Genomic DNA, 20,423 nt, shown 5'->3' with positions numbered 1-20,423 from the left:
AGCGATCGCTCCCGTATTAGGGTCTGCGGTCATATGGGAGCGATCGCTCCCAAATAAGGAGAGGAAGACCCGACATGACCGTGACGCGCACGGCGAGGAGCTGGACCGCGGTGTCCGCGGTGTCCCTCGGCACGTTCCTGCTGGTGACGGCCGAACAACTGCCGATCGGGCTGCTCGCCCCCGTCGGATCGGCGCTGGCGGTGTCCGAGGGCGCGGCGGGCCTGATGGTCACGGTGCCGAGCGTCGTCGCCGCCGTCGCGGCCCCGGTGGTGCCGCTGCTCGTCGGCCGGATGGACCGCAGGCTCCTGCTGGTCGCCCTGATGGGGCTCATGACGGCGGCCAACCTGGCCTCCGCGCTGGCCCCCGGCTACCCGCTCCTGATCGCCTCCCGGGTGCTGGTCGGCGTGGCGATCGGCGGGTTCTGGGCCGTCGCCGGCGGCCTGGCCGTACGGCTCGTGCCCGCGCCGCTCGTGCCCCGGGCCACGGCCGTCATCTTCGGCGGCGTCGCGGCCGCCAACGTCTTCGGCGTCCCCATCGGCACCGTGATCGGCGGGCTGGCGAACTGGCGGATCGCCTTCGGCGCGCTGAGCGCGCTCGCGCTGGTCGTGCTCGTCGCCCTGCTGACCGTGCTGCCGCCGCTCGCCGCCGCGCGGCCTGTCGGGCTCCGGCGGCTGGCCGGCCAGTTCCGCAACCCGGGCGTCCGCGCCGGCATCCTGGCCACCTTCCTGATCGTGACCGGGCACTTCGCCGCCTACACGTTCGTCACCCCGGTGCTGCGGGACCTGTCGGGCATCGACGCACGGTTCGTCGGGCCGCTGCTGTTCGCCTTCGGCGTCGCCGGCGTCGCGGGCAACTTCGTCGCCGGGGCCGCCGTGGCCGGGCGGCCGCGCCGGACGATCCTCGCCATCGCCGCCGCCCTGGGGACGACCGTGCTGCTCTACCCGGTGGCCGGGGCCGGCGCGGTGGGCGGGGTGGCGCTGCTCCTCGCCTGGGGCCTGTCCTACGGCGGCGTCTCCACCAGCCTCCAGACGTGGATGATCAAGGCGGCGCCGGAGGCGGTCGAGGAGGCCACCGCCCTGTGGGTGGCGGTGTTCAACCTCGCGATCGGACTCGGCGCGCTGGCGGGCGGCACGATCGTCGACGCGCTGCCGCTCCAGGGCGTCCTCTGGTTCGCCGCCGCCCTCGTCCTGGCCGCGGGGGCGACGATGTGGCGCGCCCGGCCGGGTGAGGCACGGGCCTGAGGCGTTCCCAGGGGGCGCGGCCGGGTCAGGCGTCGCCACCGGGCGCGGGCACGGCGTGCTCGGCGGCGCGGCTGACCTGCTCCCAGGCGCTCCAGGTGTCCATCCGCCGCCGCGAGATGTCGAAGGCCAGGTCGTACACCATGCTGCCGAGCAGCAGCCGCAGCGGCGGGTCGTCGCTGTCGACGAGCTTGAGCAGCGCCTCGGCGGCCAGCCTCGGCTCGCTGTCGATCGAGCCCTCGGCCCACTGCTTCTCCAGCTCGGCGCGGAGCGGGCCGTACTCCGGCTTCGGCGTGGTCGCCGTCATGCTGGTGTAGAGGTCGGTCCAGTAGCCGCCGGGCTGGACGATGCTGACCTTGACCCCGAAGGCCGCCGCCTCCATCGCCAGCGCCTCGCTCATGCCCTCCAGCGCGAACTTGCTCGCGCTGTAGAGGCCGGTGCTGGGGAAGCCGCCCAGCGCGGCGATGCTGGAGACCTGCACGACGTGGCCGGACCCCTGGGCGCGCAGGTGCGGCATGACCGCCTGGCAGACCCACATCGCCCCGAAGAGGTTGACGTCGAGCTGGGCCCGCGCCTCGGCCTCGGTGAACTCCTCGACCATGCCCGAGGACATGATCCCGGCGTTGTTGACCACGATGTCGAGCCCGCCGAAGTGCGCGGCGGCGGTGTCCACGGCGGCGAACACGGCTTCGCGGTCGGTCACGTCCAGCGGCAGGGCGAGCACCCGGTCGCCGAAGCGGTCGTCGAAGTCCTGCCGGGCGATGGTGCGGGCGGCGGCGGCCACCCGGTCGCCGCGCTCCAGGGCGGCGAGGGCGAATGCGCGGCCGAGGCCGCGGCTGGCTCCGGTGATGAACCAGGTGCGCATGTACGGGACTCCGATCGGTCAGCGACGAGACGGTCCGTCTCGCCTTCGATGTGATGACTGTAAGGGTCACCGGAGCCGTCGTCAAGACGGACCGTCTCGTCTTGTCGCATCTCCCACTTTCCAGGGATTTGACGGCCACGCGGGAGCGGCTGATGATCGACTCATGCTTTCGCGCGCGGCGGTCGCCATGTCGGGGTTACTCGTGCTGGCGTGCCTGGGCGGGTGCGGGGAGCAGCCCGGCTCCGGGCGCGTCACCCTCCTGCCCGCCGCCGCACAGGACGGGGCCGGGCTCCCCAGCGCGCCGCCCACTCCCCCGTCGGGGCCCACGGGCCCCTCGGGCACGCCGCACCTCGCGGCACCCCCTTCCGAAGCGCCCCCGGTACGACCCTCCGGCTCGCCCCCGGTACGGCCCTCGGGGTCGCCGCCGATGTCGTCCCCGATGACGCCGCCGGGCAAGCCGGCCCTCGTGTCGTCGCTGACCGAGGCGGCGGCGACCGGTGAGGCGCTGCCGGTGACGGGGCCGCCGCGCTTCTTCGTCGCCGCCAACCTGCCGGCCGCCCGCTTCCCGGAGGGGTCCAAGGAGGCGGTCATCACGCCGGTTCCCCCGTCCGTCCACGACGCCGGCACCGGCAGGTTCATCGCGGCGGTGCCGCTCCCGCCGGGGGTCGAGTCGTCGTGGAAGCTGGGGGCGGCGGCGCCCGACAACCGGACGTTCCTGTTCTCCGGCACCAGCCCGGCGGGCACCCGCTTCTTCCGGGTCCGGCTCGGCGACGACGGCCGGCCCGGCGCGCCCGAGCTGGTGCCGGACACCGGGGCGCGCGTGCCCGGGGTCGTGCCGGCGCTGGCGCTGAGCCACGACGGGAGCCGGTTCGCGTTCGCCGACCTGGTGCCCGGCGGGAGCGTCGTGTCCGTCGTGGAGGTCGCCACGGGCAGGCGGCGCGACTGGCACGCCGGCGACGCCTTGGTGACCGGCCTGTCGTGGGCGCCCGACGGGCGGAGCCTCGCCGTCGTGTCGTCGCCCCAGGGGCTCGGCGTCCTGGACCTGACCAGCCCGGCAACGGATCTGTTCGCCGCCACCCGGCCCCTCAGACCGGCGTCGGGCGTGCCGCCCATGACGTCGGTGGCGTACACCCCCGACGGCGACGCGCTGGTCTACGCCGTCGGCCACGCGGTCGAGCGCATCCCCGCCGACGGCGGGGTCCCGGCACTGCTCGCCAAGCCGGAGCCGCCCAAGGGCGCCTCGCTCGCCATGCGGTTCGACGTCGACGGCACCGGCCGCCACCTGCTCTTCACGCACGCCTGGCGAATGCACCGGCTGGACCTGCGCGACGGCACGACCAGCTCGGTCCGCATCGACCGCGGCGACCTCCCGCGCGGCAGCGTGTCGCCGGACGCCGCCTGGTAGCACCCCGGCGACCGCGCTGGGCGCGTACGTCACGGCCAGGCAGGCGGACGGCGAGCTCGTCGCCGCCGAGCCCGCCGTGGTCATCGGGGTGCTCCAGTGCGTGCTGCTGGTGCCGATGTTCGCCGACCGGCTCGGCGACCCCGATCTTCAGGCCAGGGTCCTCGACCTGCTCATCGACCTGGTCACCGCGGGCCTCACCCCGCGTCCCGCCGATTGACGGCGTCCCGGCGGCGATGGCATGATCTGCGCCCCTGACCCGGAAAGGGAGACCCCATGCGGCTCGACGTCCCCGTGCTGGCCGGTGACCTCGTACGGCTGGAGCCGCTCGACACGCGGCACGTGGCCGGCCTGGCGGAGGCCGCCGAGGAGGAGCGGTCGTCGTACGGGTTCACGCTGGTGCCGCGGGCGGCGGAGATGGCCGGCTACGTGGCGGCCCAGCTCGGCCGCGCCGGGCTGACCCCGTTCGGGCAGGTACGGGTCGCCGACGGCAGGCCGGTGGGATGCACCGGGCTGTGGGATCCGCGCGGCTGGCCGGACCGGCCCGGGCTGCGCGCGATCGAGATCGGGTTCACCTGGCTGGCCGCCTCGGCGCAGGGCACCGGGATCAACACCGAGGCCAAGCTGCTGCTGATGACGTACGCCTTCGAGACGCTCGGTGTCGCCCGCGTCGACCTCAAGACCGACGCCCGCAACGCCCGCTGCCGCCGGGCCCTCGAACGGCTCGGCATCCCGTTCGAGGGCGTGCTGCGCTCCTGGTCGGTGTCGTGGGCGCCGGGCGAGGAGGGCAGGTTGCGCGACTCGGCGATGTTCGCCGCGACCGCCGAGGACTGGCCCGGCGTCAAGGCGGCCCTGCGCGCCCGCCTCACCGCGGCCCGCCCGCCCCGGCCGTGAGCTGACCTGCCCTCAGCCTGCCGGACGCGCGGCCTCCGGGGAGGGGACGGCGAGGCAGAGGGCGAAGTCGCCGGGCAGGTCGGTCCACCAGCGGACCGGGTCGAACCCGGCCAGGCGCAACTCCTCGCGCACCTCGCCGCGCCGGAACTTGTCCGAGATCTCGGTGTCGATCTCCTCCCCGGCGGCGAAGCGCACCTCCAGGTCGAGGTCGCGGATGAGGACCTGCTGGTCGGTGCTGGCGCGCAGCCGCCTGCGGACGCACTCGGCGTCCGGGTCCCACAGGGAGACGTGCTCGTACAGGTCGGGGACGAAGTCGGCGTCCAGCTCCCGGTTGATGACGTGCAGCAGGTTGCGGTTGAACTCGGCGCTGAGGCCGAGGGCGTCGTCGTAGGCGGCATCCAGCCGGTCGGGGTCCATCACCAGGTCCAGGCCGAGCAGCAGGGCGTCGCCGGGGCGCATGGCGGTGCGCAGGCGGGAGTAGAAGGACAGCCGTTCGACGGGCGACATGTTGCCGGCGGTCGAGCCGAGGAAGGCGACGAGCCGCCGGCCCTCGTCGGGCAGGACGCCCAGGTCGCCCTCGAAGTCGGCGACGATGGCCCGGACCGAGAGGCCGGGGTAGTCGGCGCCGATCCGGCGGGCGGCGTCGGCGAGGAAGTCGCCGCTGACGTCGACCGGGACGTAACTGCGCAGGTGCCCGGCGTCGCCGAGCGCGTCGAGGAGCAGCCGGGTCTTCTCCCCTGATCCGGCGCCGAGCTCGATCAGGGTGTCGGCGCCGGTGAGCGCGGCCAGCTCGGCGGCCCTGGCGATCAGGATGGAGCGTTCGGCGCGGGTGAGGTGGTACTCGCCCAGCCGGGTGATCTGCTCGAACAGTTCGCTGCCGCGCTCGTCGTACCCCCATTTGGGCGGCACGCTCCTGACGGGCCCGGTGAGCCCGTCGCGGACGTCGCGGCGCAGCGACTCGACGAGGTCGCGGGCGGTCAGGTGGCGTTCGATCACAGGTTGAGGCATGAGGTCTCCTGAAGTGGTCGGACGGCGACTCCGGCGCTGCCGGCGGTGACGAGCGATCCGTCGGGGATCTCCGTCCAGCCGGGGCCGTCGTCGTACGGTTCGGACGCGATGAGCACGGCCTGGCCGGTCCGGCGCAGGTAGAGGCCGTCGCCGCAGGCGGTGGCCGCCAGCCGGACGCCGTCCGTGGCGAGCAGGTTGTAGCGGCCGGGCGCGAGGCCGCGGGCGTAGGCGGTGACGGCGGCGAGGGCGTCGTCGAGCGGCCGTCCCTGCCGCCACAGCCGGACGGCCAGGCCGAACAGGGGCGCGGAGTCGACCGGCGCGCGGGCGTCGGGCGCCTGGCGTCCGGCCTCGCGGCACAGCCGTTCCTCCACGGCGGCGTAGCCGGTGACGGCGCCGGTGTGGCTGAACAGCCAGCCGTCGCTGGTGAACGGCTGGGCGCAGGACTCGTCGACGGGGAAGCCGGGGGTGGCGTCGCGGACGGCGGCGACGACGCAGGTGGAGGACACGACCTGGGCCACGTCGGTGAAGGAGACGTCGGCCCACATCGGCATGGCGCGGCGGTAGCGGACCGGGTTGTCGCGGCCGGGGTGGTACCAGCCCACGCCGAACCCGTCGGCGTTCACCCGGCCGTGGCGTTGCCTGCGCGGCGCGTACGACTGGGTGAGCAGGGAGTGCGGCGGCGCGTACAGCAGGTCGTGCAGCCCGACCGGCGGCCCGAGGTAGGCGAGGTGGCGGCACATTCAGCCGGCGTCCCTCGCGCAGCGGAACCCGCAGAAGATCTGCCTGCGGATCGGGTAGTCCCAGTTGCGGAACGTGCCGCGCGCCACCGTGGGGTGGGTGGCCCAGGAGCCGCCGCGCAGCACCTTGTAGTCGGCGCCGAAGAACACCTGGGAGTACTCCTTGTACGGGAACACGCGGAAGCCGGGGTAGCCGGTGAAGTCGGTGGACGTCCACTCCCACACGTCGCCGACCATCTGGCGGCAGCCGTGGGCGGACGCGCCCGCGGGGTAGGAGCCGGCCGGGGCCGGGCCGAGCCGCCGCTGCCCCAGGTTGGCGTGGTGGGCGCCGGGTTCGCCGTCGCCCCAGGGGAAGCGGCGGGAGGCGCCGGTGGCGGGGTCGTGGCGGGCGGCCTTCTCCCATTCGGCCTCGGTGGGCAGCCGTTTGCCCGCCCAGCGGGCGTAGGCGTCGGCCTCGTACCAGCAGACGTGCTGGACCGGCTCGTCGGGCGGCAGCGGCTCGATCCGGCCGAAGCGGCGGCGCACCCACTGGCCGCCGGTCCGCTGCCAGAACGCCGGGGCGCGTTTGCCGGTCCTGGCGAGCCAGCTCCGGCCCTTCTCGTGCCACCAGCGGGGCTGCTCGTAGCCTCCCGCGTCGATGAAGGCCAGGTATTCGGCGTTGGTCACGGGGTGGGCGTCGATCCAGTACGGGGGCAGGTCCACCTGGTGGGCGGGCCGTTCGTTGTCGTAGGCCCAGGGGTCGTCGGTGGTGCCCATCTCGAACGGGCCGCCGGGCACGAGCACCTCCGGCGCCTCGGGGGCGAGGAAGGGGGCGGCCTGGCCGGGGACCTCCAGCACGGGGGCGCCCTGGCGGAGCTGGTGGGTGGCGAGCATGGTCTCGTCGTGCTGGTGCTCGTGCTGGATGACCATCCCGTACGCGAATCCGCCGGTCAGCAGCGGGCTGTCGGGGGTCAGGCGGACGCGTTCGAGCGAGCCGAGCACGCGCGAGCGCACCTCGTCGAGGTAGGTCCTGGCCTCGGCCGGGGGCAGCAGCGGCAGCGTCACCCGGTCGGCGCGCGGGTGCTCGAACGCGTCGTACAGGTGGTCGAGGTCGGGCCGCAGCGGGTCGTCGGCGGCGGCGGCGCGCACCAGCCACTGCTCCTCGTAGTTGCCGATGTGGGCGAGGTCCCACACCAGCGGCGACATCAGCGGGGAGTGCTGGGCCACCAGCTCCGGCGACTCCAGGACGTCCACGGTCAGCCCCAGGCTGCGCCGCCGGGCCGACGTCAGTTCGACGGCGACGCGTTCCTTGATCCGGTCTTCCTCGGTCACGTGCGCACCTCGCTGATGAGATCGTCGGCCGGGCACCGGCCGGGTTCGACGTACCGTTCGATGTAGCGGTCGACCAGCGACGCCAGCGCCGGCTCGGCGTGCCGCAGCGCGTCGCGGGCGGCGGTGAAGGAGCCGAGCGCGGCGGCGGCGAGCGCCCGGTCGGCCAGCCCCTGGCGGGCCGCCTGGGTCCACCGGCCGGGCGGGAGCGGCTCCACGGCCTCGGCGCACCGGTCGGCGGCCACGGGGTCGTCGGCCAGCGTGGCGGCGACGGCGACGGGCACCGGCCACCACGGCTCCGGGAGCGCGTCGATCATCCGCAGCTCCAGCCAGCCGCGCGGCCGGATCGGCGGGAACAGCGTGCTCAGGTGGAAGGTCAGGTCGTCCAGGGTGGGGCCGCCGTCGAGCCCGTCGCGCAGCCAGTCGCGGAAGCGCAGCCCGGGGTTCACCTTCCAGGGGCCGTCGTTCCTGCGGACGGCCATGACGCGGCCGTCGAGCGCGTAGCGGGCCCACGCGGTCCACGGGTCGCCGCCGCCGGAGGCGACCGGGGTGACCCGCGAGGGGTCGAGCGCCTGCCAGATGGCCTGCCGGGTGGAGCGCCAGCCCGTCAGCCGTCCCCGCCACAGCGGGGAGTTGGCGAACGCGGCCAGCAGCACGGGGCCCAGCCGGTGCAGCAGCCGCCAGCGCGCCCGTGCCTGCTCCTCGTCGTGGCCGATGTCGAGGCACACCTGGAGGGAGGCGGTGGAGCACATCATGGCGCGCCCGGCCGGTCCGAAGCTGTCGAAGTACGACTCCATGGCGGCGTAGCGCTGGTCGGTGAGCTGCCGCCGGGCGGCGGGACGCGGGTCCAGGGCGCAGCCGTCGCGGGTCAGCCCCGCGTCGGCCAGGTGGCGGTCGAGGTGGCGCAGGTCGGCGGCGAGCGCGTGGTGCGCGGCGGCGGGGCCGGGCCTGGCGGGGGTGCTCAGTTCGAGCTGGCCCCCGGGTTCGTAGGTGACGAGGCTGCCTTCGGGCAGCGGGTGGGCCGCCTCGACGGCGGCCGCCAGGCGGCGCAGCGGGACGCGGGTCCCGGCCGCGCCGAGGTCGTGGATCAGCCATTCGGCCTCGACTCCGACCAGTCCGGGCGGGCCGGTCTTGAAGCAGATGCCGCGGACGTGTTCGTGGACGGCGTTCTCGTCGAGCATCGGCACTCCCTTCCATCACTGCAGGCGGCACGGGTCGCTCTGGGATGCTCCCTTCCCGCTGTTGGGGTTCCTTTCACCCAGCAGTCAGGAAATGTCAGGAATATCGCGATGTGTCGGATGTGGGGCGACTCGACGGAGCCTGTCCCAGCACGACGCACCAGGACTCCTCGCATCGGGTGACCGTCAGCCGCTCCCGGTACGCCCCCCGGGCGCCGTGCCCGGCCAGGCGGGCGTTGACGACGTCGGGGCTGATGTCGTCGGCGAGGTCGGCCGACGTGAGACGGATCTCCTGGCCGCCGTGCGCGGCGAGCCGCCGGGCGATGTCGCCGCGCGCGTCGTTGCCCGGCGGCGCCAGCCGCGCCAGCGCCGCGGAGTCGGCGGCGTTGAGCCCGGCGATGTACGCGTCGACCGCGGCCCTGGGCGAGGACGCGCCGTGCCCGGCGCCCGCCGCGCATCCGGCGGCCAGAATCGCCAGCGCGACAATGGCGCCACGACGGGATGCCATTCGGGACCCACCTCCTGATTCCGACATTGATCGGCGATATTCTTCCATGTTCAGGAGATTCTTCTCCGGGGCGAGCATAATTCTGGAAATGGGTCCCGGGAGCGGCGATCAGGTGCGGTGCGCGTAGTACCAGGCGTCGGGGTTGGCGGCCAGGAAGCTGCTCAGCGGTTTGTTGTGCGTGTTGTTGGAGTGATAGGTCAGATAGAGCTCGCCGTCGCTCGACCGGTCGGTCACGAACAGCGAGTGGCTGATGTTGTCGTCACGGTCGAAGTCGACCTGGAGGACGTCCGTGGTCAGCATGTCCCAGACGTTGCCCAGGTACGTGGTCCTGGCCGACTCGTGCTGGGCGAACCAGTACCAGTTCTCGGCGGCCGGCCAGGTGTAGCTGGTGGTCCAGGTGTAGTCGCCGTAGAACCAGTTGGCGTTGTCGGAGCGGCTGTCGGGCCAGGAGCCGACCTCGGTCCAGCCTCCGGCGGTGACGATCTGGGAGATGAAGTTGGTGCAGTCGCCGCCGACCCCGCCATAGGTGCGGTAGTCAGGGTTGTAGGTGTCCCAGTAGGTGTTGGCGTAGTTCAGCATGGCCGTGTAGTCCCAGGCCAGGGCCGCCTCGGTGGACCGGGCGAGCTTGTCCGGGGCCACGGCGGCGCCCTTGCGGGGCCGGTCGACGGACGACGGCTCGCGGCCGGCGGGCGCGGTGGCCTTCGGGGAGGTCTTCGGCGCGCGTGCCGCCTGCGGCTGGGTGTCGGGGGCGAGCTCGCCCGCCGCCGGCTCGGGCCGGGCGTCGCGCATCACCCACTGGGCGCCCTGCCGCTCGAACACGAACCGGTGGTTCAGCGCGTACTCCTCGAACGCGGGGGCGTCGGCGAGGGGGCGGGCGAAGTACAGCTTGGTGCGCTCGGCCACCCGCAGCTCGACGGTGTCGCCCTCCCGCGTGGAGGCGACCTCGGCGACCTGGACATCCGCCTGCTTGTGCCCGCCGTTGGCCTCGCGCAGGAGCCGCCTGCGCTCGTCGATAGCGGCGGCCTCCCGCGTCAGCCGGTCGGCGAGCGCGCCGGTCGAGGGCACCGAGGTGAGCGTGCGGGCGGGGGCGTCGCTGACCAGCCGCGTCGCGCGGTCCTGCAGATATTGGCGGGCGATCTCCGCGAACTGCGGCTCCTCGGCGGAGGAGGCCCCGGCGGGCGCCGCCGCCATGGTGAGCGCCGTCGCCGAGGCGGCGACGAAAGCCTTGACGCTGCGTAATAATGTGATGCGCATGTGTGCCTTTCTGTCGACGTGCGGCATTCCCCCGATCGGGAGAGCGCCTGGTTCGATTTCGGGGAACACGAGGAAGATCACATCTCGCACGACAATGGAACACTCCGCATAATGGCGAGTCAAGCGTTCAGTCAGGTTAATCGCTTCACCGAATTCCGATATGCAGAGTTTCTTCGGGGGCCTAATTCCCGCCCCCGGCGGCCCGGCGCGAGGCCCCGGCGCGCATTGAGCTTTTCAGCGGATGAGCCGCCCCTGGACGCCGGTGTACGGTGCGATGACCATGAGCGAACATGTCTTCGGGGTCTCGCTGACCCCCACCTATGACGTCTCTCTCACCCACGAGGTGACCGACGCCGCCGAGCGGAGCGGGCTCGACCTCGTCGGCGTCCAGGACCATCCGTACGTGGGGCAGTTTCTGGACGCGGTCGCGCTCGCCGGGCACCTGCTGACCCGCACGACGCGCCTGCGCGTGTTCCCCGACGTGGCCAACCTGCCGCTGCGCCCGCCCGCCATGCTGGCCCGGACGGCGGCGACGCTGAACGTGCTGTCAGGCGGCCGGTTCGAGCTGGGCCTCGGCAGCGGCGGCTACTGGGACGCCATCACCACGATGGGCGTGCCCAGGCGCTCGCCCGGCGAGGCGCTGGCGGCGCTCGAGGAAGCGGTCACGATCATGCGCGGGCTGTGGACCCCCGGGCAGCGCGTCGCCTTCGCCGGTGACCACTACCGGGTGGACGGGGTCGAAGGCGGCTCGGCGGGCACGCCGCCGGTCGGCGTGTGGATCGGCGCGCAGGCGCCGCGCAGTCTCGCGCTCACCGGCCGCGTCGGTGACGGCTGGGCGGCGCCGATCCCCTCCTACCTGCCGTACGAGCGGTGGCCCGAGTGCAACCGGATCGTCGACAGGGCCGCCGGGGAGGCCGGCCGCGACCCCGCGTCGATCATGCGCATGGCCCAGCTCGTCGGCACCGTCGAGGCGGGCGGGGGCGGCGGCCCGAAGCTGACGACCGGCGCCGACCCGTTGCGCGCCGGGGCGAAGGGCTGGGCCGCCGAGCTGGTCAGGCTCGCCACGGAGCAGCCGTTCACCGCCTTCGTGTTCTGGCCGGAGCGGCAGAGCGTGGAGCAGGTCCGGCGCTTCGCCGAGGAGGTCGCCCCGCTCGTGAAGGCCGCCCTCGCCTGACCCCGGTGTCCGGCATGACCGCGTTTCCTCTTCCCGTGGGCCCGTATGATCTTGGTCGGTCTCACGAAAGAGGTGACGAGCTTGGTCAGCACCCGAGCGCTCCTGACGCGCTTGACCACGTCCGCCGTGCTCGCGACGGCAAGCGTCGCGGCCTTCGCCCCGCCGGCCGCCGCCGCCTCCGCTGACGCGGGAATCTGGCGTCCGCCGCTGGAGAGCCGCTGGCAGTACCAGCTCGAAGGCAACCCCCGCCACAAGGCCACCGGCGGCATCGACGTCGACATCTGCGTCAAGCCGCAGAGCGGCGGCGCCTGCGTGCGGCCGACGGTCTTCGACATCGACCTGTACGTGGACGGCGACGTGGCGGGCGACAACTCCACCGTCAACACCGCCGCCGTCAAGGCCATCCACGCGCGCGGCGCCAAGGCCGTCTGCTACGTCGACGCCGGGTCGATCGAGGACTACCGGCCCGACTACAAGCAGTTCGCCGACTGGCACAAGCGCAACGGCGGCTCCCTGCTGGGCAAGCCGTTCAGCGAGGACTTCCCGGACGAGCGCTGGGCCAACATCAACAACGACAGGGGCCAGCGCGACTTCCTGCTCAAGATGATGGAGGCCCGGGTCGCCAAGTGCGCGCAGGCCGGGTTCGACGGTGTGGAGTTCGACGTCGTCAACGCCCACGAGGAGGGCCGCGCGGTCACCGGCTGGAACATCAGCGCCGCCACGCAGCTCACCTACAACCGCGCGCTGGCCGCCATCGCGCACAAGCACGGCCTGGCGGCGGCACTGAAGAACAACCTCAGCCAGGCCGCCGAGCTGGAGCCGTACTTCGACTTCGCGGTCAACGAGTCGTGCTTCTCCTACGACGAGTGCGGCGAGCTGAAGCCGTTCGTCAAGGCGGGCAAGCCGGTCTTCCATGTGGAGTACGGGCTGTCGCCGGCGTCGTTCTGCCGCAAGGCCGTGGCCGCCTCGTTCAACTCGATCAAGAAGGCGGCCGACCTGTCGCTCAAGGACCGGCCGTACCAGCCCTGCCGGTGACCTCGCGCAGCGCGAGCATGGCGTCGCGCTCGATGCGGGAGAGGTCGAGGAGGAGGGCGCCGGCCTGTTCGAGGCGGGCCGCGTCGCGCTGCTCCCCGGCCTCGGCGATGCGCGCGGCGACCTCGGTCCACAGGGTGGCGGCCTCGGCGTAGAGCCGGTGGCCGGTCCGCAGGCGGTCGTCGCCGACGGACGCGGCAGCCTCGGCGAGGAAGTCGCGGTAGAGGGCGCGGAACAGGGCCCCGCCGGTGCCGGCCTTCTCCATGAGCAGGGCGGCCTGCGGCAGGTCGCGCCCGGGCTCGGCGGTGCGGCGCAGCCAGCCCGGCACCTGGCGGGCGGCCTTCTCGATGCCCCGGTGGCCGAGGTTGGCGATGGGGGCGGCGAGGAAGGCGTCGGCGCAGGCCCTGATCGCGGGGACGATCCCGTCCCGCCAGGAGGGCGCGCCCGCCGGGGCGGTGATGGTGAAGGACCGGTGCCTGGCGGTCATCGGGCCGCGTTCGGCGCGCGCCGCCGCCAGCGATTCCAGGCCGGTGCGGACGGCGCCGCCCTGCTGGGCGGTGTCGATCAGGTGGGCCTGCCGCTCGTCGTAGCCGTACATGGCGACGACGTGGCCGCCGAAGTGCACCTTCGTCCGGAAGTAGTCCAGGTGGTAGCTGTCGAGCTGGAGGCCGACCGGCTGCCCGGCGTCGATCGGCGCGGACACGTTCGCCCAGGCGCGGCGCGGTGAGGCCGTCTCCTTGACCTCCAGGGTCAGGCCGAGCCTGGCGGCCAGGTTCCGGGTGAGCTCGAAGGGCCTGATGCGCCCGCCGAGGAACGGGAACGGCATGTTCCTGGCGTCCCAGTAGACGAAGGACAGGCCCGAGCCGAGCCCGAACAGCATCGGCTCGGACAGGTCGATCCCCTGGTGGCGCAGCAGCACCCCGAGCGCCGTGGTCTCGCAGTGCTGCATGCCGCGGGCCTCGACCCCTTCGACGACGGTCATATGCGGGTTCTCCTTCACAACCGGCAGCATGGGGTCTCCCCCGGGGGGAGAGTCCAGCCGGGCCTCATACCTGAGTACTTTTTTGATCTTGGCCTTTGAAATTGATGACGCTGATGGGCTACATGGGGCAATGAGGTGTTGTAGGGATCGTGATACTGGGTGCGGTCAGAGTGGGTGGTGAGGGTTGTTTTGAGATCTTGCGGGTCTTCGTTCACGCGCACCAGGCGCGCGCCTGGTGCGCGTACGCGGCGGTCAAGGATCGCCGCCAGGCTGGAGGCGCGGGGTGATTACGCGTGCATGATCGCGGATTGTGCGCCGCCCTTGAATCGAGTGAGGGAGCGGCCACCGTCGAGGCATGACACCGGCGGGGACGGAGCCACCCCTGCGGGCTCCGCTAACGGCCCGGTGCCGCAGACTTCTGCGCTCCCTGGCCGCACTCAGCAAGACCCGGTACTGGCTGCTCACCCGCGCCCTGTGGGTCGCCCTGGCCTTCGTGGTGGTGTTCGTCGTCAACGGCATGCTCATCGGCTGGTCGACGGCGTACGAAGTGCTGATCGGCATCAAGTCGCCGGCAGGGGCGGGCTCGGCGCCGGTGACCTGGCTGGTGTCCATCGTGGGCTGGCTGATGATTCCGGCCTTCGTCGGCGGCACTGTCCGGGGCCGGTTCCGACGGTCCCGGACACTCCTACGTGAGCACGCGCGGCAGGTGCGCGTGGCGGTGGTCGCCGTCCAGGTCCAGGATGTCGCGGGCGGCTGCGGGGTCACGTAGCCGTTGGCGGACGTCTTCGACACGGTCGGCCTCGGGTGGCGGGCCGTGCGGGTAGCCGAACGAGACCAGCTTGAGGGTGCCTTCCTCGGACGCCCCAGCGCGTTCGTGAGGGCAGCGCTCCAGCGGTCCGCCGTAGTAGACGCGGTTGCACGGCGGGTCGCAGGTTCACTCCGGGATCTTGACAGTCATGGGGATGTGTTCCCTTTCCTCGTGGGGCGAGACGCCGGGCTCGGCGCCGCGATGGGTCGGTCGTGCCGATGTGGTTGCCGGGCACGGCCGTCGTCAGTCAGGTGATGTCGATCGCCGCCAGGCCGCCGGCCAGCCGCCCCTGCTGGGCCACGGCGTCGACGCGGCCGATGGCCCCCTGCATGCTGTGCGGCGCCTGGTCCACCTGGTCCAGGCCCATGCCGACGCCCACCAGCAGCAGGCACCGGCCCTGAGCGGTGACCTCGCGCCGCCAGGCGGAGGCCACCTGCAGCTCGCCGTCGTAGAGCCGGCCCATCGGCCCGGTCACCCGTAGCCCGGTACTGCCGCGCAGGTGCACTGTCCACCCAGGCGCCGTCACGACCTCGCCGCCAGCGGTGGCCACCAGGTGCAGGCCCTGCTCCAGCAGCCAGCCGACGGCCCGATCGTCGCGTTCCTCCTGTCCGGCGTCCATGCCCCCCGTCGCGCGGACCTCCAGCAGCAGCGCCGGGCGGTGGCCCGCCTGGTAAGGCAGGAACGTCGCCCCCGCATCGACGCCGGCCGCCCTGGCGGGGTCGTACATCATCGCGTTCTGGTCCGGCATGTCCACCACCAAGGACTCCGAGCAGAAGCGGTGCGCGAGCCTGGCCACGCTCACAGGGCCGTCCCGCAGGATGATCACGACCGCGGGCGGGTCCGGCAGCTTCCCCGGCCGCATGCACAGCCAGCACTCGTAGGAGACGGTGGCCACGCGGACGAGCCGGTCCAGGTCCTCGCGGGAGAGCAGGTCGGCGATCTCCGGCGCGACGTCAAGATCGTGTGGCATCTCGTTCACCCGGTCTCGTGATCCTTTCGGGTGGAGCGGCGGGCGGCCGGTTCGTCTCCTTCGAGCGCGGCCAGGCGGGCGCGGGCGCCGGCCAGCAGATCGGCGTGCTCGCTGTCGTCAGGGCGCTCGGCGGCGATGGCCTCGTACAGCTCGACTTTGCGGCGGGCCAGGCCCAGCTCGGCATCGCGCCGCTCGTGCTCGGTCACTCCGGCGCGCTTGTGCATGCCGACGCCCATGAGCAGATTGGCAGCCTCGATGATGAGTCCGGCCCGTTCGGTGTCGGTCATTTCCGGGTAGCCGGGCGGCAGCGGCACGGGCTCGGTGTCCTGTCGCGGTCCGAAAGTGAACTGGATGCCGTGCTCGGGCGGGTACAGGAAGCGGTTGAGGTGGGCCAGTGCGGCGTCCGGATCGGCGAGTGTGCCTAGTTGGTCGTCGGCACGTTCGGGGACCAGCCAGGCCATCAGCGCCGCGCGGCGGAAGACGGTCTCGGCGGCGCCGTAGCGTTCGTGGGCGGCCTGCTTGCTGATCTCGCCCAGGTTCTCGCCGATCGTCTCCCAGGAGGTACCGGCCAGACGCTCGGTGACGACGGCGGCCTGGAGGATGGCGCGGGCCTGTTCAACCAGCCGCCAGGCGTAGTCGACCAGCTCGCCCGGCCGGCCATTGGGGCTGTTGTCGCCGTCGGCGGCCAGGGCGCGGTAGCGGTCGGAGATGTCGGCGGCCTCGGTGGTGACGGCCAAGCGGGCCAGCGCGGTCCGGGAGAAAGTGCGAGATGGGGCCTCACTCATGCGTCAAGCATCACCTGACGGATATATTTCGTCAAGCAAATCTTGACGACCGCTGCTGCCGAGTGAGCACCCCCACCTGCGAGTCACGTTGTCTTCGTTGCATTGCACCGTTGGTGGATGCGCTCGTTGGCGTCGGCCACCTCACTCCAGTACTGCTCCCGCATGGCCGGGGCCTGGTCGTCCAGGAACGCGTCGCGCATCGGCACGTTGCGGCCGAAGGCATCGGCCAGCGCCACCAGGACAACGTCACTGTCGGGGTCCGGAGGGCCGCTGGCGTCCAGGCCGGCACTGTCGTGGGCAGCTGTATGCCGGCCGGATTCGTCATCCTCCAGGGCCCGGTACAGCGTCGACCTGCCGACGCCGAGCTCGCGGGCGATCTGCGTGACCGACTGGCCGCGCGCCCGGCGGGCCCGGGCAACGGCGAGCACGTCGTCGGTCACCTTGGCCGGGCGGCCGCCGACGCGGCCGGCGGTGCGGGCGGCGTCCAGGCCCTCGTTGGTGCGCTCGCCGATGAGGTCGCGTTCCATCTCAGCGGCCATGGCGGCGACCAGGAACAGCATCTTGTCCCCCATCGTCTGCCCGTTCGGCCGATGGATGCCGGCGCAGATGCCGGTCAGGATATGCAGATTGATGCCGCGCGGCGCCAGCTGGTCCTCCACGAAGACCAGCAACTCCTTCACGCTGCGCGCGACCTGGCCGGGCTTGGTGATGACCAGCGTGTCGCCCGGCTTCATGCCGTCCAGGGTCGCGATGAGCTTGGGGCGGTCCTTGCGGCGGGTGGAGATGGTCTCCTCGACGATCTCGCAGCAGTCGGCGCCGTTCAGCAGCTGCAGCTGCGCGGCGTGGTCCTGGTCGCGGGTGGAGACGCGGGCGTAACCGACGCGGATCGCATTGCTCGGGACGGTCGGCGCGGCGGGGAGACGTTCACTCCTCCAGCGTCCCGAATAGGGTCCCGAAAACTCAAGATCCATTGGGAATGTTCCGGGACGCGTTTCGGGACGATCGTCGGGCATCGCGTGATCGTCTGAGCCGGGAGTCTGCGAAGTCTGCTCTGGTGTCTGCGAACCGTCCCGTAAACGACGGATTCAAGGCCGGAAACGGGGCAGGTCACGGGTTCGTCACTGTGCGTCCCGCTGCGGCCGATACGGGAGATCCTGGAGGCATGTCTCAGGTGCCCGGGTCCGAGCGAGCGGCAGGTTCACGACTGTGGCGGGTGGTGGTGATCGCCGCGGGCATCATGCTGGTGGTCTGCTTGGCAGCGGCGCTGGCCTGGTTCTTCGCCGACCCGCTGCATCTGCCCGACCATGTGTTGCAGGTGCTGGATCAGCGGGCCAGCGTGGTCGGCATGTTCACCGGCATGGGATTGGGCGCGGCCGCCCTGGTGGTCTCCGTGGTGGCGCTGCGCACGCAGCTGCGCGCCGAGCACACCACGGCACAGACCGCGCCGAGCACTCCGCCCTCGGTCTCCACCTCCGGCGACGGGGCGGCCGCCCTCGCCGACGACGACTCCGGCATTGTCCCCACCGGTGAGGGATCGCGCACTGTGCAGATGCGGGCCGAGGCCTCCGGGCAGGGCCGGGTCTACCAAGCCGGCGGCGACCAAACCATCAACGAACGATGACCACCATGCCAAATCCCCAAGAGCGGCCGGACGTCCAGTTGGACGGCGATGCTCGTGAGCAGGGCCGGGTCTACCAGGCGGCTCACGACCAGATCATCCACGAGATCACCCAGCAGGGCCCGCGGCGGCCGCTGCCCCCCGCCGCCATCGTGCAGGTCCCTGCCGGGCTGTCAGGCCTGCCACGCCGCCCCTCGGCGACCTTCGTCGGCCGGGAAACGGCTCTGACCGCCCTGCGTCAGACCCTGCAGGACGTGACGGGGCCTGGGGTGATCAGTCAGGCTGTGCTCGGGCTGGGCGGCGTCGGCAAGAGCGAACTGGCTCTGCAGTACGCCCACCACCATCGCCAGGAGTACGCGCTGGTGTGGTGGATCGACGCCGACCGTCCCGACCTGATCCGGGCCGGGCTGGCCGCGCTGACCCGGGAGCTGACCTGTGGCATCGACTCAGTGGCCGCCGAGCAGGCCACCGTGGAGGAAGCCACCGCCTGGGCGCTGAGCTGGCTGGCCGCGCAGCCCGGCTGGCTGATCATCTTCGACAACGTCGAAGAAGTCGCCGATGTCGAGCCGTACCTGGCCCGCCTGGTCCACGGCCATGTGCTGATCACCACGCGCCGCGACGTGGGCTGGCAGCACCTGAACATCACCCCGCTCCGGCTGGAACTGCTGTCTCGCCCGGCCGCGATCGCCCTGCTGGCCGATCTGATCGGCCCTCCGGACTCGGCCGACACCGACGGGCTGAAGCAACTGGCCGAACAGCTCGGGGATCTTCCACTGGCACTGACCCAGGCCGGCGCCTACATCGCCCGCACTCCGCGTATCACCCTGCGCCGGTATCTGAACCTGCTGGAGACCATGCCCGCTCGCATGTACGACACGGCGACCGTCGACCAGGACGCCGAACGCGTGATCGCCAAGGTGTGGACCCTCAGCCAAGCCCGCCTGCAACAGGTGAACCCGCTGGCCGTCCACGTGCTGAACTTGCTGGCCCTCTTCGCTCCGGACAACCTGCCCTGCCGCGTGCTGGCCGCCCTTCCCGGCACCGACGAGCTCCAGACCGACGAGGCCCTGGCGCTGCTGGCCTCCTACAGCCTCATCACCTTGACCACCTTCGAGCTTGCCGGTGAGGAGACCGATGACCTGATCAGCATGCACCGCCTTGTCCAGGCCGTCACCCGTCACCAGCTCGCCACCGACCAGCAGGCACAGCTGCGCGAGCGAGCCACCGCCCTGCTGCTGGAGGCCCTTCCGGAAGATCCGGAGGCTCCGGAGAACAGACCCGTCTACCAGCATCTGCTTCCCCACGCCCGTGCTGTTCTTCCTCTGGACTCTCCCGGCCTGAGCCGGATCCTCATCTACCTGCTGGAGGTCGAGGATTATCCCCTCGCCCGCCAGCTCGCCGAACAAATCAACACCCACCTGCGTGATACCAGCCACCCTTGCGCGCTACAGGCCCAGCAAACCCTGGCCATATGCGTGGGAGAGGAAGGAAATGCGGCCGCCGCCCGCGACCAGCTGGCCGCGCTGTTGCCGGTGCGTGAGCGGGTGTCCGGCATCGAGGACCCCAGCACCCTGTACACCCGCCACCTTCTCGCCGACTGGACGGGGCAGGCGGGAGATCCAGCCGCGGCCCGGGACCAGCTGGCCGCGCTACTGCCGGTGGAGGAACGGGTACGAGGGGCCGAAGACCCCAGCACCCTGACCACCCGCTACTTCCTCGCCGACTGGACGGGGCAGGCGGGAGATGCGGCCGCGGCCCGGGACCAGCTGGTCGCGCTGCTGCGGGTGCGTGAGCGGGTGTCCGGCATCGAGGACCCCAGCACCCTGACCACCCGCTACCTCCTCGCCCATTGGACAGGGGAGGCGGGAGACGCGGCTGCCGCCCGGGACCAGCTGGCCGCGCTGTTGCCGGTGGAGGAACGGGTACGAGGGGCCGAAGACCCCAGCACCCTGACCACCCGCTACGCCCTTGCCCTCTGGACGGGGCAGGCGGGAGATGCGGCTGCCGCCCGGGACCAGCTGGCCGCGCTGCTGCGGGTGCGTGAGCGGGTGTCCGGCATCGAGGACCCCAGCACCCTGACCACCCGCCACCTTCTCGCCGACTGGACGGGGCAGGCGGGAGATGCAGCTGCCGCCCGGGACCAGCTGGCCGCGCTACTGCCGGTGCGTGAGCGGGTGTCCGGCATCGAGGACCCCAGCACCCTGACCACCCGCCACCTTCTCGCCGACTGGACGGGGCAGGCGGGAGATGCGGCTGCCGCCCGGGACCAGCTGGCCGCGCTGTTGCCGGTGGAGGAACGGGTACGAGGGGTCGAAGACCCCAGCACCCTGTACACCCGCTACTTCCTCGCCCTCTGGACGGGGCAGGCGGGAGATGCAGCTGCCGCCCGGGACCAGCTGGCCGCGCTACTGCCGGTGCGTGAGCGGGTGTCCGGCATCGAGGACCCCAGCACCCTGTACACCCGCTACTTCCTCGCCCTCTGGACGGGGCAGGCGGGAGATGCGGCTGCCGCCCGGGACCAGCTGGCCGCGCTACTGCCGGTGCGTGAGCGGGTGTCCGGCGTCGAAGACCCCAGCACCCTGACCACCCGCTACGCCCTCGCCCGCTGGACAGGAGAGGCGGGAGATCCAGCCGCCGCCCGGGACCAGCTGGCCGCGCTACT

Annotated in this window: 20 protein-coding genes; 9 read left to right on the top strand and 11 right to left on the bottom strand. The window is 72.3% G+C overall.

Annotated features, from left to right (window positions below; all coding sequences use genetic code 11):
• Positions 1–74: 74 nt before the first annotated feature.
• Positions 75–1,241, top strand: a complete 1,167-nt coding sequence (locus tag AB0J53_RS29055; RefSeq protein ID WP_364178246.1) for an MFS transporter — start codon at positions 75–77, stop codon at positions 1,239–1,241.
• Positions 1,242–1,266: 25 nt separating this feature from the next.
• Here AB0J53_RS29055 and AB0J53_RS29050 read toward each other — a convergent pair whose 3' ends face one another.
• Complete coding sequence (locus AB0J53_RS29050) at positions 1,267–2,103, bottom strand: SDR family oxidoreductase (RefSeq protein WP_364178244.1); 837 nt, start codon at positions 2,101–2,103, stop codon at positions 1,267–1,269.
• A gap of 163 nt (positions 2,104–2,266) precedes the next feature.
• Between AB0J53_RS29050 and AB0J53_RS29045 the strand changes: the two genes are divergently transcribed.
• From AB0J53_RS29045 to AB0J53_RS29035, 3 genes are all read left to right on the top strand, one after another.
• Positions 2,267–3,508, top strand: a complete 1,242-nt coding sequence (locus AB0J53_RS29045; RefSeq protein ID WP_364178242.1) for a hypothetical protein — start codon at positions 2,267–2,269, stop codon at positions 3,506–3,508.
• A 76-nt stretch (positions 3,509–3,584) separates the two neighbouring features.
• A complete protein-coding gene (locus AB0J53_RS29040) occupies positions 3,585–3,725 on the top strand; it encodes a hypothetical protein (protein ID WP_364178239.1) in 141 nt (46 codons plus the stop codon).
• Positions 3,726–3,781: 56 nt separating this feature from the next.
• Positions 3,782–4,399, top strand: coding sequence for a GNAT family protein (locus AB0J53_RS29035; RefSeq protein ID WP_364178236.1), 618 nt, complete (start codon positions 3,782–3,784; stop codon positions 4,397–4,399).
• Positions 4,400–4,411: 12 nt separating this feature from the next.
• Here AB0J53_RS29035 and egtD read toward each other — a convergent pair whose 3' ends face one another.
• The 6 genes from egtD to AB0J53_RS29005 form a co-directional block, all read right to left on the bottom strand.
• Positions 4,412–5,407: an L-histidine N(alpha)-methyltransferase gene (gene egtD / locus AB0J53_RS29030; RefSeq protein ID WP_364178233.1), complete on the bottom strand. Its 996-nt coding sequence runs from the start codon at positions 5,405–5,407 to the stop codon at positions 4,412–4,414.
• Positions 5,392–6,147, bottom strand: a complete 756-nt coding sequence (gene egtC / locus AB0J53_RS29025; RefSeq protein ID WP_364178231.1) for an ergothioneine biosynthesis protein EgtC — start codon at positions 6,145–6,147, stop codon at positions 5,392–5,394. Before egtC ends, egtD begins: the two co-directional genes overlap by 16 nt.
• Positions 6,148–7,455, bottom strand: coding sequence for an ergothioneine biosynthesis protein EgtB (gene egtB / locus AB0J53_RS29020; RefSeq protein WP_364178228.1), 1,308 nt, complete (start codon positions 7,453–7,455; stop codon positions 6,148–6,150). It lies immediately after the preceding gene.
• Positions 7,452–8,633, bottom strand: a complete 1,182-nt coding sequence (gene egtA, locus AB0J53_RS29015; protein ID WP_364178225.1) for an ergothioneine biosynthesis glutamate--cysteine ligase EgtA — start codon at positions 8,631–8,633, stop codon at positions 7,452–7,454. Before egtA ends, egtB begins: the two co-directional genes overlap by 4 nt.
• Positions 8,634–8,727: 94 nt before the next feature.
• The gene (locus AB0J53_RS29010) at positions 8,728–9,138 is read right to left on the bottom strand and encodes a hypothetical protein (protein ID WP_364178222.1); all 411 of its coding nucleotides are present in this window, start codon (positions 9,136–9,138) and stop codon (positions 8,728–8,730) included.
• A 108-nt stretch (positions 9,139–9,246) separates the two neighbouring features.
• Positions 9,247–10,392: an amidase domain-containing protein gene (locus tag AB0J53_RS29005; protein WP_364178219.1), complete on the bottom strand. Its 1,146-nt coding sequence runs from the start codon at positions 10,390–10,392 to the stop codon at positions 9,247–9,249.
• A gap of 280 nt (positions 10,393–10,672) precedes the next feature.
• Here AB0J53_RS29005 and AB0J53_RS29000 point away from each other — a divergent pair, with 280 nt between their 5' ends.
• Both AB0J53_RS29000 and AB0J53_RS28995 read left to right on the top strand, forming a co-directional pair.
• Complete coding sequence (locus tag AB0J53_RS29000) at positions 10,673–11,566, top strand: LLM class flavin-dependent oxidoreductase (protein WP_364178216.1); 894 nt, start codon at positions 10,673–10,675, stop codon at positions 11,564–11,566.
• A gap of 81 nt (positions 11,567–11,647) precedes the next feature.
• Positions 11,648–12,601: an endo alpha-1,4 polygalactosaminidase gene (locus AB0J53_RS28995; protein ID WP_364178213.1), complete on the top strand. Its 954-nt coding sequence runs from the start codon at positions 11,648–11,650 to the stop codon at positions 12,599–12,601.
• On the opposite strand, the gene AB0J53_RS28990 is transcribed toward AB0J53_RS28995, so the two are convergent.
• Positions 12,570–13,580, bottom strand: a complete 1,011-nt coding sequence (locus tag AB0J53_RS28990) for a BtrH N-terminal domain-containing protein (RefSeq protein ID WP_364178210.1) — start codon at positions 13,578–13,580, stop codon at positions 12,570–12,572. The genes AB0J53_RS28995 and AB0J53_RS28990 overlap by 32 nt on opposite strands.
• A gap of 355 nt (positions 13,581–13,935) precedes the next feature.
• Here AB0J53_RS28990 and AB0J53_RS28985 point away from each other — a divergent pair, with 355 nt between their 5' ends.
• On the top strand, positions 13,936–14,349 hold the full coding sequence (locus AB0J53_RS28985; RefSeq protein ID WP_364178207.1) for a DUF6313 family protein: 414 nt from the start codon (positions 13,936–13,938) through the stop codon (positions 14,347–14,349).
• 286 nt (positions 14,350–14,635) lie between these two features.
• On the opposite strand, the gene AB0J53_RS28980 is transcribed toward AB0J53_RS28985, so the two are convergent.
• The 3 genes from AB0J53_RS28980 to AB0J53_RS28970 all read right to left on the bottom strand — a co-directional run bounded on the left by AB0J53_RS28980 (position 14,636) and on the right by AB0J53_RS28970 (position 17,156).
• Positions 14,636–15,358: a hypothetical protein gene (locus AB0J53_RS28980; protein WP_364178204.1), complete on the bottom strand. Its 723-nt coding sequence runs from the start codon at positions 15,356–15,358 to the stop codon at positions 14,636–14,638.
• A 5-nt stretch (positions 15,359–15,363) separates the two neighbouring features.
• Positions 15,364–16,143: a hypothetical protein gene (locus AB0J53_RS28975; RefSeq protein ID WP_364178201.1), complete on the bottom strand. Its 780-nt coding sequence runs from the start codon at positions 16,141–16,143 to the stop codon at positions 15,364–15,366.
• Positions 16,144–16,226: 83 nt separating this feature from the next.
• Entirely contained in the window at positions 16,227–17,156 is a 930-nt protein-coding gene (locus AB0J53_RS28970; protein WP_364178198.1) for a recombinase family protein, read from the bottom strand.
• Between the two features lie 149 nt (positions 17,157–17,305).
• On the opposite strand from AB0J53_RS28970, the gene AB0J53_RS28965 reads away from it, so the two are divergent.
• Positions 17,306–17,764, top strand: a complete 459-nt coding sequence (locus tag AB0J53_RS28965; RefSeq protein WP_364178195.1) for a hypothetical protein — start codon at positions 17,306–17,308, stop codon at positions 17,762–17,764.
• Positions 17,761–20,423: FxSxx-COOH system tetratricopeptide repeat protein (fxsT, locus tag AB0J53_RS28960; RefSeq protein WP_364178192.1), on the top strand; the 2,663-nt coding region annotated here is incomplete at its 3' end. The genes AB0J53_RS28965 and fxsT, both read left to right, overlap by 4 nt.

Origin of the sequence: Nonomuraea sp. NPDC049725 (assembly GCF_040674795.1) — a bacterium.
Lineage (GTDB): Bacteria > Actinomycetota > Actinomycetes > Streptosporangiales > Streptosporangiaceae > Nonomuraea > Nonomuraea ceibae.
The sequence above is the reverse complement of the archived record's forward strand: the minus strand, read 5'-3'. Positions and strand labels throughout refer to the sequence as shown.